Raw genomic sequence first — 14,827 nt, 5'->3', positions numbered from 1 at the left:
GAGAGCGTGATAGCCAAGGCAGCGACGAGCCGGCCCCGATGAGCCCCTCCCGCTGTCAGCCCATGGGAATGTCCATGCCCGCCACTCTTCCCGCCACTTTTGCCGTCACTCCCGCCAGTACCACCGCCAGCACTCCCGCCAGCACCGCGGTCATCATGTCCGGCATGTCCGGAGTGAGCGCCATGCCCGGTACTCATGCCGGCACCACGGGATTCGGGAGAACAGCTTCTCCTATGCGTTGGCGCCCCGTAGACGCCGTGTCCACCGCAGTTACCAGCGGATTATCGTCGTCGTGGTGACCCTGATGGGAGACGTCCTGAGTTCCCGGGGTGACAAGACGTTCACCGGCGTGCAGAAGATCATCGAGGCCAGGGGTGGCCAGCCGGTACACGGTCGCTCGCCCGTCGGGGGTTGCCGCAACCAGCCCAGCATCTCTAAGTAGCGCCAAATGCGCCGAGACCGTCGATTGCGCCAGGCCGAGGTGCGCCGAGAGTTCACCGACCCGGTGAGGCCCGTCGGCAAGGCAGTGGATGAGCGTCAGCCGGGAAGGCTCGGACAGTGCCCGGAAGATACGGGCTACATCCTCGTGCTGGTGCAGATCATAATTCATCGCCATGTACCGTTTATATCGCTAAGCGACGATGAGATCAAGGTCGGGTGCCGCATCACCCTTCCGGTGTGGTTCCGGATTGGTCGGTCACTTGCCGCAGCAGTCGATTTTTGAGCTGCTGTCGTAGACGCCGGCGTGCCAGAAGCGCGGTGAGGGCGGCCGCCCAGGCCAGACATAGGCATATCAGCGCGGCGTAGAAGAGGGCGGAGGCGGGAGGCTCTGCGGAGTCTGTGCCGCTGAAGAGCAGCGGCCCGAAGTAGACCAGGAGCAGGACAGCGCTGGCAAATGCGGCCATGGCCGCTAAGAGCATGAGTGGTTGTCGGCGGGACCGCGTGCCATTGGTCGCTAATCCGACGGGCAGCAGAAGCAGCCCGGTGAAGGTGAGCACCGGACCGATCGCTAGGAACTGTGAGGACAATGCGCCCGCGAGCATGAGCAGCAGCGCGATGGCCACGATCCTGCGGTGCACCAGGGGCAACCTGATCGCTCCCGGCCCGGCGGTGAGCAGTGCCTGGGCGAGATGTGCGGTGATCTGCCGCTGGCTCGGGATCGGATGCTCGGGGATGGATGAGCTGCGGACAGGCGAGCTTGTCCCACCAGTCGGGGCGGTGGTGGCCGGGGTGGTGTAATCAGGCGCATCTGGGGGATCAGCCGGAACGATCGTGTTATCGATGAGCAGTGCCGGCAGGTGCTCGGGTGCAAGTCGGTATGGGCCTTTCCGGGCGCCTGTTCGTACAAGGGTGATATTGGCATAGGGCGCAAGATCCGCCAGGGATCGTTCGGTCCGTTGCCGGAGTTCAACCAACTCAGAGTCGGTCTGGGTGAAGAGTAGTTCGATGTTCACGGGCGAATGACCTTTAGGCAGTGATACGGGTGGGGAAATGCTGGGCACCGACAGTCCGGGCGAATGTGCTTACGAAAGCTGTCCCAGTCGGAGAAGCCTGCTCCCGCTGTTTTCGCCCGGAAATGTACGGGAGATGTAGGCGATGTAGACGGTAAACCGGGGGAGCAGGCACCAGTGGCCGGATGCGCGGACGTTCTACTGTTTGTTCAGAAGGCGACGTGTGATGAACGCCAGAATGACTCCGAGGATGAGGCCGCCGATGGCCAGGTAGATGACGAAGTCCGGCAGCCCGGTGGAGCTGGCAGGGTCATTGGCCACCGGTGGCGCGGACGCGGCTTCTTCGGTTTCTGTGCTCGGGGTGCTTGGCTGTCCCGTTGGGGATTCGGCACTGCCTGCGGACCCTGTTTGGGCGGTGGTGCTCGTGAAGGAGTAGGTCCCTTCAATGGGGTGGTCGTCGGAGGAGACTGCCCGCCATTGCGCTGTGTAGGTACCGGCCGGGGCACCTGATTTCAGGGCCTGAATTGCCGTGTTGTTCACCACCCGGGTGGAGCCTTCTGACCAGATAGTGCCCGTGCTGTCAGAGACGATGATGTCCGCTCCGATACCGGAGGGCGGGTTGGTGAAGGTGAGAACGACTTCAGCGGGAGCCACGTCAACGGTCGCGTCGGCTGCGGGGGAACTGTCGGCAAGCTCATCGTGTGCGGTCGCCGCACCGACCGGCCCCAGCAGCAACAGGGCAGAGGCCACAATCAGGGCTGCTATCTGCGCGAAAAGCCTCCGCGAACGCTGAGATGTGGAGTGGAACTCAGAGGTGAAGCGGGACCTCGAGGTCAAGGCGGAGACAAAGGGGAAAGGGGTGGTGCGTGCCTGTGCTGTCATAACTGTTCCTTTCAGGCGACACCAGGGTGGGGCGACGTGGGAGCGGCACCCCACCCTGGTGGCTCGCGTCGTTAGTTCTGGCGCTGACCGCGGGTACGGGCCAGTGCCAGCGCGCCAACCAGGAGCCCCAGAACACCGGCGCCCAGACCGACCCAACCGAGTACGGTGCCCGAGGTGTCGGTCGTGGTGGAGGCCTGTTCGGTGTCGACCTCGCTGGTGCCCGCTGCAGCTTCGTCGGTCGCTTCGGTGCTGGCCGCTCCGTGGGAGTCCGTGCCGTCGGATGGGGTCGTGACGAAAGAGGGAGCCGGGTTTTCTGGTTCCTCCTCGCCCTCGATGGCCGGTTCGCCCCAAGCACGGACGGTCCCATCCGCGTAGGACTGCGTGACGGGAAGTTCTACCGTGGTGCCGGCCTCCGGCAGTGTCCCCACAGAGAGCGAGAACGTCTGGTACTGCTGGGCGTTGAGCTGGTGCTCCTCGTCGTTGGCCGTCCAGATTACGGTCAGCGGCGCCTCGGTCAGCGTCGCCCCGTCAACTTCGACCGGTTCGGGCAGGTCGCCCCGAACCACTTCGGAGGTCCATCCCTCGACGGGCTTCACCCTCACGGAAGTAAAGGGCGTTTCAGTGGGAAGTGCGACCTCGATCTTGTTCGTGGTGGTGTCGGTCGATTCACTGGGGACACTAAAGGTCAACTGGGAGTACCCGCCTTCCGTGGTGGAGGCAGGGTCGACGCTTACATGGGCGGAAGCGGTGCTGGCACCGGCGAGCAGCAGGCCCGACGTGGCAGCGAAGGCGGCGATACCGCGTACAGTCCGGCGGGCAGTGCGGGCAGGAGCGGCGCCGTCATATGACGAGCCGACGGGCAGGGAAGTGGTGTGTGCAGCAAGCATTTAGGTGTGCCTTTCGTGGGCCTCTGCGACAGGTGGGTCGCGGGCGCTGAGCAGTGATGGTCTAAAGAGGTCGCGCAGGCGTCCGACCCATCACATGCGTGTACGAAGGATCAGCCGAGCGCTATTTTCGGGAGCGTGAATTCCGGAGGTCCTCGTCGCACATCGCCAGGCACATTGCGTCGGGCAGGGGGAGCGACGGTTCGCTCGGCGTATTCGGGCAGCTGTAGCCGGCCAGTCACCGGTATCGGTGAGGACAATTTGATCAGGGGGCGCAGCCAAGCCATGAGGGACCAGAAAGCGTCCTCACCGCGGGAGAGGATCCACACCATCACGACGGCGGCCAGCAGGTGTCCGATCACCATGATCGGTGCCGCGCCACTGTCGACCAGATGCGGGACAAGATGCTCGGACGCGGACCCGATGGGAGCACACTGCGTTCCGACGGCCGCGTGATCCGCCCCCGCACCATGCATGCGCTGAGGTGTGCAGGTTGCAGGACTGGAGAGCATCTCGAAAATATGGTGCAGAAGGACCTGGCCGCCTACGAGCAGGCCGCTCAGGACGGGAAGAGAGAGCCGTCGTCCGGCCAGGGAAGCAATTGGCATCAGGGCGAGCATTGCCAGCCCGACGAGCAGGGGCCACGCGGGGAGGGAACTTCCACCCATCACGTGCGCGCCGAGCGCGAGGGACATCATGCAGGACGTCACGATGATCGACCGGACAAGGCGCGCTGGAGCAGTAACCTGCATGCCGCCGTCCTTTCCCGTCACCATCACCTGTGCTTGCCCTGCTGACATTACCGCCACCGCCTTGACGGGCCGATGCAGTCTCTTCGTTCCGGAACGCACTGCGGACCGCCCGCACGACGGCGCATTCACAGCCAGCCCCGTCCGGCCATGTACCCCGGCATGGAGGCGCACCGGGGCGACCTGCCTGCCCGACCCACGCCATTCCCTATCCTTCATCAATACACACGACAGTGTATTATCAGGGTGTGAAGACCTTACTGCAGCCAGCCGTGCTCGCGAAGTTCGGGTACGCCCTGTCGGATCCGACCAGGGCGCAGGTTCTCCTGACCCTGAGGGAGGGGCCGGCGTATCCCAGTGACCTGGCCGAGTTGGCTGGAGTGAGCAGGCAGAGCCTGTCGAATCATCTGACCTGCCTGCGGGGCTGCGGGCTGGTTGTCGCTGTTCCTGAAGGTCGTCGGGTCCGGTACGAGCTGGCCGATCAGAAGCTAGGTGTGGCGTTGAATGCTCTTTTGGACGTCGTCGCCGTGGCGGATGTCGAATGCTGCTGCACCACCACAGCGAATCACGTCGACGGGAAAGTTTGCTGCTGATGAGTACCCACACGTCAGCAGCGTCCGTGCAGTCAGCACCTTCGGCCCCCTCCGTGGAGAGGCGTGCGATCCTGTCCCGGCGAATCCGGCTCTTTGTTGCAGCGACGATTACCTACAACGTGATCGAAGCGGTCATCGCGATCAGTGCCGGCACGATCGCGTCCTCGAGCGCATTGATCGGCTTCGGACTGGACTCGATCGTCGAGGTCCTCTCCGCCGCGGCCGTTGCCTGGCAGTTCGCCGGTCGCGACCCGGAAGCCCGTGAGAAGACCGCTTTGCGCCTGATCGCGTTCTCGTTCTTTGGCCTTGCAGCGTTCGTGACCTTCGATGCCGTCCGCACCCTGCTCGGCGCGTCCGAGCCCCAGCACTCGCCAGTGGGCATCGTTCTCGCCGCCGTGAGCCTGGCTGTCATGCCATTCCTGTCCTGGGCTCAGCGCCGGGCCGGCCGTGAACTGGGGTCGCGTTCCGCTGTTGCGGACTCCAAGCAGACACTGCTGTGTACGTACCTGTCGGCGGTTTTGGTGGTGGGCTTGCTGCTTAACAGCATGCTCGGCTGGTCCTGGGCTGACCCGATCGCCGCCCTAATCATCGCCGCAGTCGCGATCAAGGAAGGCCGTGAGGCATGGAAGGGTGACTCCTGCTGCGCCCCGACCTTTGGAAACCTCGACGTCGATGGAAGCGTTGACACCGGTGAGAGCACGCCTGCCGGCGGTGCGGACTCGTGCTGCAGCCCCGGCACGCCGACACGCTCAACCGCTGCTATAACGTCAACCGCTTCAGTGATGAGCACTCCTGCGGGAAGTACGCCCTTGACGTTGACGGCCCAACCAAAAGGACCGGGTGGTGCAGCAAGCACCACAGCAGGTCCGGTAGCAGACGCGACATCGACGCCCGCCAAGGCGTCCTGTGCCTGCTGCGCACACGACTAGAACGCCCAAGTAAGCCGACTCAACCCAGATCCACCTGATTCACCACTAGTTCCCTGCACTCGGCGGGGAACGAGCACGACGACGCAGTTCCATGACGAGGAGACACCACCGTGCCGACCCCCGCCCCCGCTCCAACCACCACCCCTGACGCGAAGAAGAGCCTGAGCCTGCAGAACCGGATCATGATCGGCCTGCTCGCCGCTGTCGCACTCGTCATCGGCTTGGTGATCCTCTTCAACGCGCTCGGTGAAGACAAGGGCCAGGCCGCCGGCACACCCAGCTCCGCGGCTGACATTGTTCGCGAGGACAGCCACCGCCTGTCCCAGGCACCGGACGAGAAAGCCGTCCTGGTCGAATTCCTCGACTTCGAATGCGAAGCGTGCCTCGCCGCGTACCCGGTCGTGGAGGACCTCTCCGAGGAATACGGGGAAAACCTGACCGTCGTCTCCCGGTACTTCCCGCTGCCCGGGCACCGGAACTCAGAAACCGCGGCCGCCGCCGTCGAGGCCGCAGCGCAGCAGGGCAAGTTCAAGGACATGCACGCCCGCATGTATGAGACACAGACCGAGTGGGGCGAGGCCGATGAGGACCGGTCATCGGTATTCAGGGGTTACGCCGAAGACCTCGGCCTGGACATGGCAGCCTACGACGCGGCGATCGCCGATCCCGCAACCATGGAGCGGGTCAACGTCGACAAGGCGGACGGCATGGCACTGAACGTCGAGGGAACCCCCACGTTCTTCCTCGATGGCGAGAAAATCCAGCCGTCCACGCTTGAGGAATTTCGCAGTCTCATCGAAACCGCCATCGCGGACTGATCACCACTCCCGGCGAAAGACCCCTCACCATGTCGCACCCAACCACAAATGATGTTTCCTCGATCCAGGAGCCTGCACAGCATGACGGGCCCACGATGCCCGGGTTCGCACGCAGGATTCCCTTCGGTGTCATGCTCGTGGTCACGGGCGTCATCGGCTGGGTTGCCGCCGGAATCCTGATCCTCGAAAAGCTCGAGCTCTACCGGAACCCGGACCACGTCACCAGCTGCGACATCAACCCGTGGGTATCCTGCGGGCAGGTCATGGAGACCTGGCAATCCGAACTCTTCGGCTTCCCCAACCCCTTCATCGGACTCGTCGGATTCACAATCATCATCACCACCGGCATGGCCCTGCTCGCCGGTGCTCAATTTCGCCGCTGGTACTGGGCCGGCCTGCAGGCAGGTGTCACCCTCGGAGCCGTGTTCGCGACCTGGTTGTGGAGCCAGGCCCTGTTCGACATCTACATCCTTTGCCTCTACTGCATGATCGTCTGGGCAGCCATGATCCCGCTGTTCATCCTCACCACCGTCCGCAACATGGTTCACGGCGTCATCCCCGCACCCGCTGGCCTCACACGATGGCTTGCAGCATGGGTCGGACCGATCATTGTCCTCACCTACATCGCCGTCGCCGCCTCAGTGTTCTTCCGCTTCCTCCACGTCTTCACCTAAGGCTCCTGTAACAGTCCCGGCGTCTTTCCAAGACCCTCCTAACCCTTGTGTTCGACGGAATTGAGGCTAATCGTGTCAGTGCACACCACGTCGCTCGTAGCCTTAGGTCTGTACACCGTCGGTGTCATCACCACCTTCGGCGTCAGGTCCTGGATCCACCGGCGCAAAACCGGCTCCACCGGCTTCCACGGCATTAGCGGGAAACCCGGGTCCGTCGAGTGGTGGGGCGGTGTTCTCTTCGTCGCAGCCATGGTGCTTGGCACTGCCGGTCCCGCACTGGCCCTCGCCGGCGTCGCCATCCCGCCCCGACTGCCCGGCCTCGCCTGGGTCGGGCTCATCACCGCCATCATCGGTTTCCTGAGCACACTAGCTGCGCAAAGCGGCATGGGCGCTTCCTGGCGCATCGGCGTCGACGCCACCGAACGCACCGACCTTGTCACGACCGGCTTGTTCGCCGTGGTCCGCAACCCCATCTTCTCCGCGATGCTCATGGCCATGACTGGAATCGTGCTCATGGTCCCTACGGCGGTCAGCGCAGCGGCCTTGGCCTGCCTGTTCGTTGCGGTGGAGATACAGGTCCGATTCGTCGAAGAGCCCTACCTGAACCGCACCCACCGGCGCTCCTACGTCGACTACACCGCGAAGGTCGGCCGCTTCCTGCCAGGCATCGGCCGTTCACAGGCAACAGCCACCGCGCGGCACTAACCACCCTTCAAAACGCCAGAGGTACAAGGGCTGCTGGGGGCTCATCGTGCCACCGACCTATCGAGGTCTCGGCAAGCACCGTTCCGCGCCCATTGAAGAAGAGCAGGGACCGGGCGGCGGCGTTCTGCTTACCAATGCCACTTCTTCGAAGTCGACGGACCGATGCCGGTGCTGGGGTCTCGCTCCGTCGCCCATAAGGTCCTTCTCTAGCAGTGTCGTGGTGGGTCCAATTACTGGTGCCTCATATACACATGCAAACGAGCACCAAATGATACTTGTTCCGACCATAGAACGACCAGTTGCGCACACAGGTGTTCCTTGATGACGGAGTAGTTGGCAGTGCCATCAAGGCCTGCTCCCGTATCGCCGATAACCGCGATTATGTCAACTTATGTTGACGAACGTCGGGTGTAATTTCTCTTACTTGCTGATCGGGCTGAAGCTCGCACCGCGACGCCGACAAGAACAATGGCCTCCCGTTCCGCTCGTGACGGGATCGCAGCGCAAGGACCTCGGAACCAGCTCTTGATACATCAATCACGCATCACTGGGTGTTTACCTGGAAGCCATTTTAGTGATCCCTGACTGAGTTCGAGGGTGCACTTTTGCGATTTACCGTGTGGGCAGTGCTACGCGGGGGCGGCGCTCATCACTCAGGGAAGTATCTTCGGAGGAACACATGCGCAGGACAATTCCAACGCTCGCTTCGGTAGCAATCGCTGGTGCACTGATCGCCACCACTGCTTTGGGCGGTGTAGCGAGCCCGGCTCTGGCCGACGGAGCGGACAAGTTCAACAAGTCGGACAAGGGGCGAGCCCAGAACGTCATCCTGCTCGTCGGCGATGGTATGGGACGCACCCACGTCACTGCCGGACGGGAGCGGTTCGAAGGCGCTGCCGGACTGCTGAGAATGGAGACGCTACCGTCCCAGGGGTATGTGAAGACCTACGCGGTCGAGGAGAACTCAGGACAGCCGGGCGAGGCGGACTTTGTGCCGAACCTCGTCACAGATTCCGCATCCTCTGCTACCGCCTGGTCCTCGGGTGTGAAGAGCTACAACGCAGCCCTCGGGGTTGATGCCAAGGGCACAGTCGTTCCAACTGCCATGGAACTGGCCAAGCAGGCCGGGTACCGGACCGGGAACGTATCCACCGCTGAGATCACCGACGCCACCCCGGCAGGGCAGATGAGCCACGTTCTGGCCCGCGGCTGCCAGGGGCCGGTCTACTCCGCTGCATCCTGCCAGAACACCGAGGTATCCGGTGCCCCTTTGGGAACCGATGACATCCGGGTGACGCCCGTCGCGAAGCAGATCGCCCGTAACGGGACCGCCGATGTGATCTTCGGCGGCGGGCTCGGCCGGTTCGATGCCGCCGACGAGCAGGCTCTTGAAGCTCAGGGATACTCGGTCCTCGGCTCCATCGCCGACAAGGTTCCGGCCACCAGGGCTGACTTGCAGGCAGCCACGGGTGAGAAGGTGTTCGGTCTGTTCAACACCGGTAACCTCACCGTGGAGAAAACCAAGCGCGAGAACCCCTCCGCCGTACAGGCAGCCGAGCCTTCCCTGCCGGAAATGACGGGCAAAGCCATCGAGGTCCTTGCCCAAGACAAGAAGCAGGGCAAAGGAAAGGGCCAGGGCAAGAGCGAGGGATTCTTCCTCCAGATCGAGGGGGCCCTGATCGATAAGCGTTCTCACGCCAACGACGCCGCCCAGACCCTCAAGGAGATCAAGGCTTTCGACGACGCTGTAGCCGTGGCCATGGACTTCGCTGAGCGTGATGGCAACACTCTGGTCATCGTCACCGCCGACCACGAGTGTGCCGGCTTCAACATCATCGAGAAGGGTTCCTTCACCAACGCCGAAGCCTTGACCCCGCCCACAAACGTGGACAGTGGCAACACCGCCAACAACTCCACCCCGACCCGACCCGGACGCAGCACCCTCGACCCGACACGCTCCACCGGGCCGATCAATGGTGCAGGCTCGGCGAACCCGAACAACTTCGCCCCAGCGACCTTCCGGACCGCCGATGACTCCACGGATATCCAGGACGGCTCACCCGAGGCAAGCCTCTGGCTCACCTACCTCTCCGGTAACCACACCGGCGCCGATGTGCCGATCTACTCCTACGGCCCCGGCAGCAACGCGATGAACGGGACATTGGACAACACCGACCTGTTCGGCATCATGACCGACGCACTACGTCTGCGCCGCTAACACCTCCACCAAACCAGGGGCGGGACACCACACAGGTGGTGTCCCGCCCCTCCTCAATTTTCACCAGGACCCGCCATGAAAAACTCAGCCCCCCGCAAAACACCTCTCCGTGTTCCTGCCATCCTCAGTGGTATCGCCCTCGCCTTCATGCTCACCGCCTGCACCACAACCATGCCCGCTGCCGATACACAGACCACCACCCAGACAACACAAGCGGCCGAAGCAACCGGAGTAGCAGAAGTGGAGGGCGCGGCGGAAGCAACGGATGTAGCAGAGCCGGCTGAAGAGCCCGGTACAGCCGTTCAGACCGCATTTCCAGACCTGGAAGCACCCGACGGCGAACCCGAACTGGACAGCATCACCGATGCCCGCCCGACCGTAGGTGAGGTCGTCCAAGCAGCAGGGCCCTTCGATCAGCGCTTCGTCCTCGACGACCTGACCTTCGACGGATCCTCCGTCTCGGGAAAAATTACCATCACCAGTGACATCAGCACGCTCCTGGCACTCCAGGTCATCGCAGGGTTCTACGACGAGCAAGGCAACCTGCTCGGCACCAACCGTTTCGACCACGAGCCAGAGTCCGAATACACTCACGGCGGCCTACCCGAGCCGGAGACCTTCGATATAACGGTTCCTGCCGAGTTCGCGGACCGAGCAGCGTCGGCCGCCGTCGGCGTCCCGATCCTCGTCAACGAATAAGGAGTGATTCGGCGGTTGCACTCGGGCCACGATCTTCTGCCGCCCACTGGTCACGAGCTAAGCGGCGCACAGGCGGGCATGGCACGCTCCGCCCTATCAACGTAAGTATCAGCATCATGTGATCGTGATGGTTGCATCCTGACTGACTGTGACAGGTTGTAGTGGCCCCAGTGTGACGGTTTGAAGTGGCCCCACCCCAACGTTGGACTCATCATTTTGTTTCCAATGGTGGAGGGCAAGGATGAGGGCACGCGTGGAGGTTTTTGCAGCGATTCGTAGAGACGCCCGGGTGGAGGGCTTATCCATCCGCGGGCTGGCTGCCCGGCACGGAGTGCATCGGCGCACGGTGCGGGCGGCGTTGGAAGCGGCGGAGCCCCCGGAGCGGAAGAACCCGGTGCGGGTGGCACTGAAGCTCGAAGCGTTCAAACCTCTGATCGACGCGATGCTCTTGGAGGATGTGACGGCGCCGTGGAAGCAGCGTCACACGGCCCGCCGGGTCTTTGCCCGGCTGGTCGATGAACACGGCCTGAACGATGTGTCGTATTCGACCGTCCGGGATTACGTGCGAAATCGGCGGGCGGAGATCGACGTCGAGGCGGGCAGGCACCGTGAGGTGTTCGTCCCGCAGGATCACGCCCCAGGCGCCGAGGCGGAGGTCGACTTCGGGGACGTGTGGGTGATGCTTGGCGGGGTGAAGACCAAGTGTCAGCTGTTCGTCTTCCGGCTTTCGCACTCCGGAAAGGCCGTGCATCGGGTTTACCCGTCCTGCGGGCAGGAGGCGTTCCTCGAGGGCCATATCGAGGCGTTCACTACGATCGGTGGGATCCCAACCCGGCATATCAGATATGACAACCTCACCAGTGCAATCAAGAGCGTCCTCTATGGCAAGGGCCGGAACCGGGTGGAAAACGACCGGTGGACACTGTTCCGCTCTCACTACGGCTTCGATGCCTTCTACTGCCAGCCCGGAATCGATGGTGCGCACGAGAAGGGCGGGGTGGAAGGAGAAGTCGGCCGGTTCCGCCGCAATCATCTGAGCCCGATGCCGGTCGTGAGATCCCTGGCGGAACTCAACGAGAAGATCAGGGCGTGGGATGAGGCTGATGATCGGCGCAGGATCAGCAACCGACTGCGCACGGTCGGCGCGGACTTCCTCACCGAACAACCCCTGCTCGCCCCGTTGCCGGCCGAAGTCTTCGATCCCGGGCTGGTGCTCACCCCGCGCGTGGATCGCTCCTCGATGATCACAGTGAGAATGGTGAAGTACTCGGTGCCGGCCCGATTCATCAACCAGAAAGTACGGGTCTCGTTGCGGGCCTCGGAGCTGGCGGTCTTCGATGGCCGGACCCTGATCGCGGTTCATCCCTGCGTCGTCGCCTCGGGCGGGCAGAGCGTCGACCTGGACCACTACCTTGAAGTCTTGAAGACGAAACCGGGCGCCCTGCCCGGGTCGACCGCCCTAGCCCGCGCCCGTGTGGTCGGGACGTTCACGGCCGCGCACGAGGCGTTCTGGGTGGCGGCCCGCAAAACGGACCGAGACGCGGCGGGCACCCGTGAATTGATCGACGTCCTGCTGCTGCACCGGTCGATGGACGCCGAGGACATAGTTGCCGGGCTCACGGCCGCGTTGACGGTCGGGGCGGTGACCGCCGATGTGGTGGCCGTAGAGGCAAGGATGGCCGCCGCCGGCCGGGTCCAGCCCGATTGTCGTCATGCCGCTCACCCTGAGCAGGACGTGCGGCGAGTTGTCAGTCTTACTCAGCGCCGGTTGATGGAACCCGCAGCGGTCATCGCAGGCCTCCCCGCCGACACCCGACCCACCCCATCTGTTGGCGTGTATGACGAGCTGCTGGCCAAACGCCCGCAACTAAGCCCGGCCACTCTTCAAAGGACAGCGTCGAAAGAGAACATCTCATGACCCCCACAACCTCCACCAGCACGGTGACCCCGACCCTGCGCCGACGCCGCGGGCTCACCGAGCAGGCCGCCGTCGCGGCCGTGGACCAGGCCTGCCGCCGGCTGCGCCTGCCCACCATCCGGGCGGTCCTCGACGAAGCCCTGACCGTCGCCGGGAAGGAGCAGCTCTCCTATCAAGGGTTCCTGGCCGAGCTGCTGCTGGCCGAGTGCGACGACCGGGACCGCAGATCCTCCCTGCGCCGGGTGAAGGCCGCGAACTTCCCCCGGAACAAGTGGCTGGGAGACTTTGATTTCGACGCTAACCCGAACATCAACCCCGCCACCATCCACACCCTCGCCACCGGGGACTGGATCCCCAAGAGCCGGCCCCTGTGCCTGATCGGGGACTCTGGAACCGGCAAATCCCACCTGCTCATCGGGCTTGCTACCGCTGCCGCGGAGAAGGGGTACCGGGTCAGATACACGCTCGCCACCCGGCTCGTGAACGAACTCGTGGAAGCCGCGGACGAGAAGATGCTAGCTAAAACCATCGCCCGCTACGGGCGGGTGGATCTGCTCTGCATCGACGAGCTCGGCTATATGGAACTAGACCGCCGCGGCGCTGAACTGCTTTTCCAAGTCCTCACCGAACGCGAGGAGAAGAACTCGATCGCGATCGCCAGCAACGAATCCTTCTCCGGCTGGACCAAAACCTTCACCGACCCCAGGCTCTGCGCCGCCATCGTCGACCGGCTCACCTTCAACGGCACCATCATCGAAACCGGCACCGACTCCTACCGCCTCGCCCACACCCTCGCGCAGAATACGACTAGTTGAATCAAGAGGAATCAAATACTAGACAGGACTATCACCTCTTATAGGACCTAAGTGAATGGAACGTATGGTTCTTACCGTTCTCACAGAGTACGTTGTACTTACGTTCCACAGGGGGTGGAGCGGTTCTGCATTCTAAGGGGCACTCTGTGACCACTAAAATCACCCGAAAACTAGCTGCGGTAGGACTCGCAGCGGTGATCAGCGTTTCCTCATTCACGCCAGCTGCGTTCGCGGGTTCGAATGATTCGTCCACCGCTAATGCAACCATCACCACTACCTCAACAAAGGGCGATGTTGCTAGCACGATGGACCACGACCTGATGTGGCGTCTGTGGGACGACACAATCTACGCAAGCAAAAGCCTCTGCCTGAGTAGAGGAGCGACGTTGGCGAATATTTATACAGACATCGTGTCCTACCAGTGCCGCAACCGATACACACAATGGGTGATTCCCCAGAAGTACGGCATGATGCTGGAAGTGAAGCGCCCCTAGCCAGCACTGAGGAACCACCGTGAGTGAAACACCGAACAGCAGGAAATTCGAACACCTTTCGGTGAGCGACGGGCAACCAGTCACTGCTGCTGGGCGGCTTGTCGAGCTAGCCGACGGAGCGATTGGCCTGTTGTGGTGGCGGGACGAGCCATGGCCGGCAGCGGCAATACTGCCTGCTGGCTCTTCCGTAGTCAGACTCTCTCACGGTGGTTCCGACAGGGGGATCCTGGCGCCCCACTGGATGGGGCGGCGCGTGACGGTGACCGGGATATGGGACGCGGGAGTCTTGAGTATCTCCAAGGCTGTTGATCACGAACCATCGGCCTTGACGGTGGAACCATCAACCAGAGGAACAGCAGCGCCAGGGCAACTAGCCGAAGCAGATGCTGTTCGAATCGAGAAAGAGCTTTTTGCGTCGGGCGCTATCCTCTGGAGGTTTCACAGAGTATTGTCCAACGGCGAAGAGGAAGTTGTGGTCTCGGCCGTAGATGCCCGTCAGGCAAGAACAGCACTTGAGCCCCTGTACGGCGCGCGACTGCGAATCTATCAAAGCCCATGGTCTGCCGCCGACCTTGCCGCGCTGGATGCTGTAATTGATGCTATCGACCCTGCCAGACAGGACAGCCGTGGTGCAGGAATCAGCTCGGACGGACTAGTTTTCCGGAGTCTGAAACTGACCTACTTGGATGAGGATTTAGCCAAGAGCCTAAGCCAATTTCCCGCCCGGATGCTTCTCCTAGAAACCCAAGTCACACCCCTTTGCTAGACAGCCGAACTTAGAGGCAGGCTGCAATTCAACGCAGCCAGGGCGGACATCTGCGCCTGCTTCTCTTGGCTAAGCCTCCCACTAACTGAACGCCTCACCATCGCTGACAACAACGTGCTTACAACCCGCTTCGTCATCTGACTCGAGACGCTTACCCCGTACTTAACGGCATTCGGGGCTAGCTCGCTGAGTTCCGATACCGCCACGCGAGAAACTGACCGATGACCCCTCG

The 14,827-nt window shown here is 62.8% G+C and carries 16 protein-coding genes and 1 pseudogene; 11 read left to right on the top strand and 6 right to left on the bottom strand.

What is annotated here, in order from left to right:
• Nucleotides 1–55 precede the first annotated feature (55 nt).
• The 6 genes from AC1MFI_RS18665 to AC1MFI_RS18640 form a co-directional block, all read right to left on the bottom strand.
• A complete protein-coding gene (locus AC1MFI_RS18665; RefSeq protein WP_479821219.1) occupies nt 56–184 on the bottom strand; it encodes a hypothetical protein in 129 nt (42 codons plus the stop codon).
• Nucleotides 185–193: 9 nt separating this feature from the next.
• On the bottom strand, nt 194–616 hold the full coding sequence (locus AC1MFI_RS18660; protein WP_479821218.1) for an ArsR/SmtB family transcription factor: 423 nt from the start codon (nt 614–616) through the stop codon (nt 194–196).
• A gap of 49 nt (nt 617–665) precedes the next feature.
• Entirely contained in the window at nt 666–1,454 is a 789-nt protein-coding gene (locus AC1MFI_RS18655) for a hypothetical protein (protein WP_479821217.1), read from the bottom strand.
• Between the two features lie 195 nt (nt 1,455–1,649).
• Nucleotides 1,650–2,333, bottom strand: coding sequence for a copper resistance CopC family protein (locus AC1MFI_RS18650; protein WP_479821215.1), 684 nt, complete (start codon nt 2,331–2,333; stop codon nt 1,650–1,652).
• Nucleotides 2,334–2,404: 71 nt separating this feature from the next.
• Nucleotides 2,405–3,220 (bottom strand): YcnI family copper-binding membrane protein, encoded by an 816-nt coding sequence (locus tag AC1MFI_RS18645; RefSeq protein ID WP_479821214.1) that lies wholly within the window; start codon nt 3,218–3,220, stop codon nt 2,405–2,407.
• A 110-nt stretch (nt 3,221–3,330) separates the two neighbouring features.
• Nucleotides 3,331–4,017, bottom strand: a complete 687-nt coding sequence (locus AC1MFI_RS18640; protein ID WP_479821213.1) for a hypothetical protein — start codon at nt 4,015–4,017, stop codon at nt 3,331–3,333.
• A 197-nt stretch (nt 4,018–4,214) separates the two neighbouring features.
• On the opposite strand from AC1MFI_RS18640, the gene AC1MFI_RS18635 reads away from it, so the two are divergent.
• The 11 genes and pseudogenes from AC1MFI_RS18635 (at nt 4,215) to AC1MFI_RS18585 (ending at nt 14,595) form a co-directional block, all read left to right on the top strand.
• The gene (locus AC1MFI_RS18635) at nt 4,215–4,559 is read left to right on the top strand and encodes an ArsR/SmtB family transcription factor (RefSeq protein WP_104119176.1); all 345 of its coding nucleotides are present in this window, start codon (nt 4,215–4,217) and stop codon (nt 4,557–4,559) included.
• Nucleotides 4,559–5,213 (top strand): annotated as a pseudogene (locus AC1MFI_RS18630) (cation efflux transmembrane domain-containing protein); the annotation flags it as partial. The gene AC1MFI_RS18635 and the pseudogene AC1MFI_RS18630, both read left to right, overlap by 1 nt.
• Nucleotides 5,214–5,598: 385 nt before the next feature.
• Nucleotides 5,599–6,306: a DsbA family protein gene (locus AC1MFI_RS18625; RefSeq protein ID WP_479821212.1), complete on the top strand. Its 708-nt coding sequence runs from the start codon at nt 5,599–5,601 to the stop codon at nt 6,304–6,306.
• A gap of 95 nt (nt 6,307–6,401) precedes the next feature.
• Nucleotides 6,402–6,980, top strand: coding sequence for a vitamin K epoxide reductase family protein (locus tag AC1MFI_RS18620; protein WP_479821210.1), 579 nt, complete (start codon nt 6,402–6,404; stop codon nt 6,978–6,980).
• A 72-nt stretch (nt 6,981–7,052) separates the two neighbouring features.
• A complete protein-coding gene (locus tag AC1MFI_RS18615) occupies nt 7,053–7,685 on the top strand; it encodes a methyltransferase family protein (protein ID WP_479821209.1) in 633 nt (210 codons plus the stop codon).
• 679 nt (nt 7,686–8,364) lie between these two features.
• Nucleotides 8,365–9,903 carry an alkaline phosphatase gene (locus tag AC1MFI_RS18610; RefSeq protein WP_479821208.1) on the top strand — a complete coding sequence of 513 codons (1,539 nt, stop codon included), beginning with the start codon at nt 8,365–8,367 and terminating at the stop codon, nt 9,901–9,903.
• Between the two features lie 147 nt (nt 9,904–10,050).
• Nucleotides 10,051–10,602 (top strand): hypothetical protein, encoded by a 552-nt coding sequence (locus AC1MFI_RS18605; protein ID WP_479821207.1) that lies wholly within the window; start codon nt 10,051–10,053, stop codon nt 10,600–10,602.
• Nucleotides 10,603–10,843: 241 nt separating this feature from the next.
• On the top strand, nt 10,844–12,520 hold the full coding sequence (istA, locus tag AC1MFI_RS18600; RefSeq protein WP_479821206.1) for an IS21 family transposase: 1,677 nt from the start codon (nt 10,844–10,846) through the stop codon (nt 12,518–12,520).
• A complete protein-coding gene (istB, locus tag AC1MFI_RS18595) occupies nt 12,517–13,335 on the top strand; it encodes an IS21-like element helper ATPase IstB (protein WP_479821205.1) in 819 nt (272 codons plus the stop codon). The genes istA and istB overlap by 4 nt, the downstream gene beginning before the upstream one ends.
• 146 nt (nt 13,336–13,481) lie before the next feature.
• Nucleotides 13,482–13,829 (top strand): hypothetical protein, encoded by a 348-nt coding sequence (locus tag AC1MFI_RS18590; RefSeq protein WP_479821204.1) that lies wholly within the window; start codon nt 13,482–13,484, stop codon nt 13,827–13,829.
• Between the two features lie 19 nt (nt 13,830–13,848).
• The gene (locus AC1MFI_RS18585) at nt 13,849–14,595 is read left to right on the top strand and encodes a hypothetical protein (RefSeq protein WP_479821203.1); all 747 of its coding nucleotides are present in this window, start codon (nt 13,849–13,851) and stop codon (nt 14,593–14,595) included.
• The last annotated feature ends 232 nt before the right edge of the window (nt 14,596–14,827 follow it).

The organism is Arthrobacter sp. BC5 (assembly GCF_056680255.1).
Note: the sequence above shows the minus strand (reverse complement) of the source record. Positions and strands in the feature narration are given on the sequence as shown.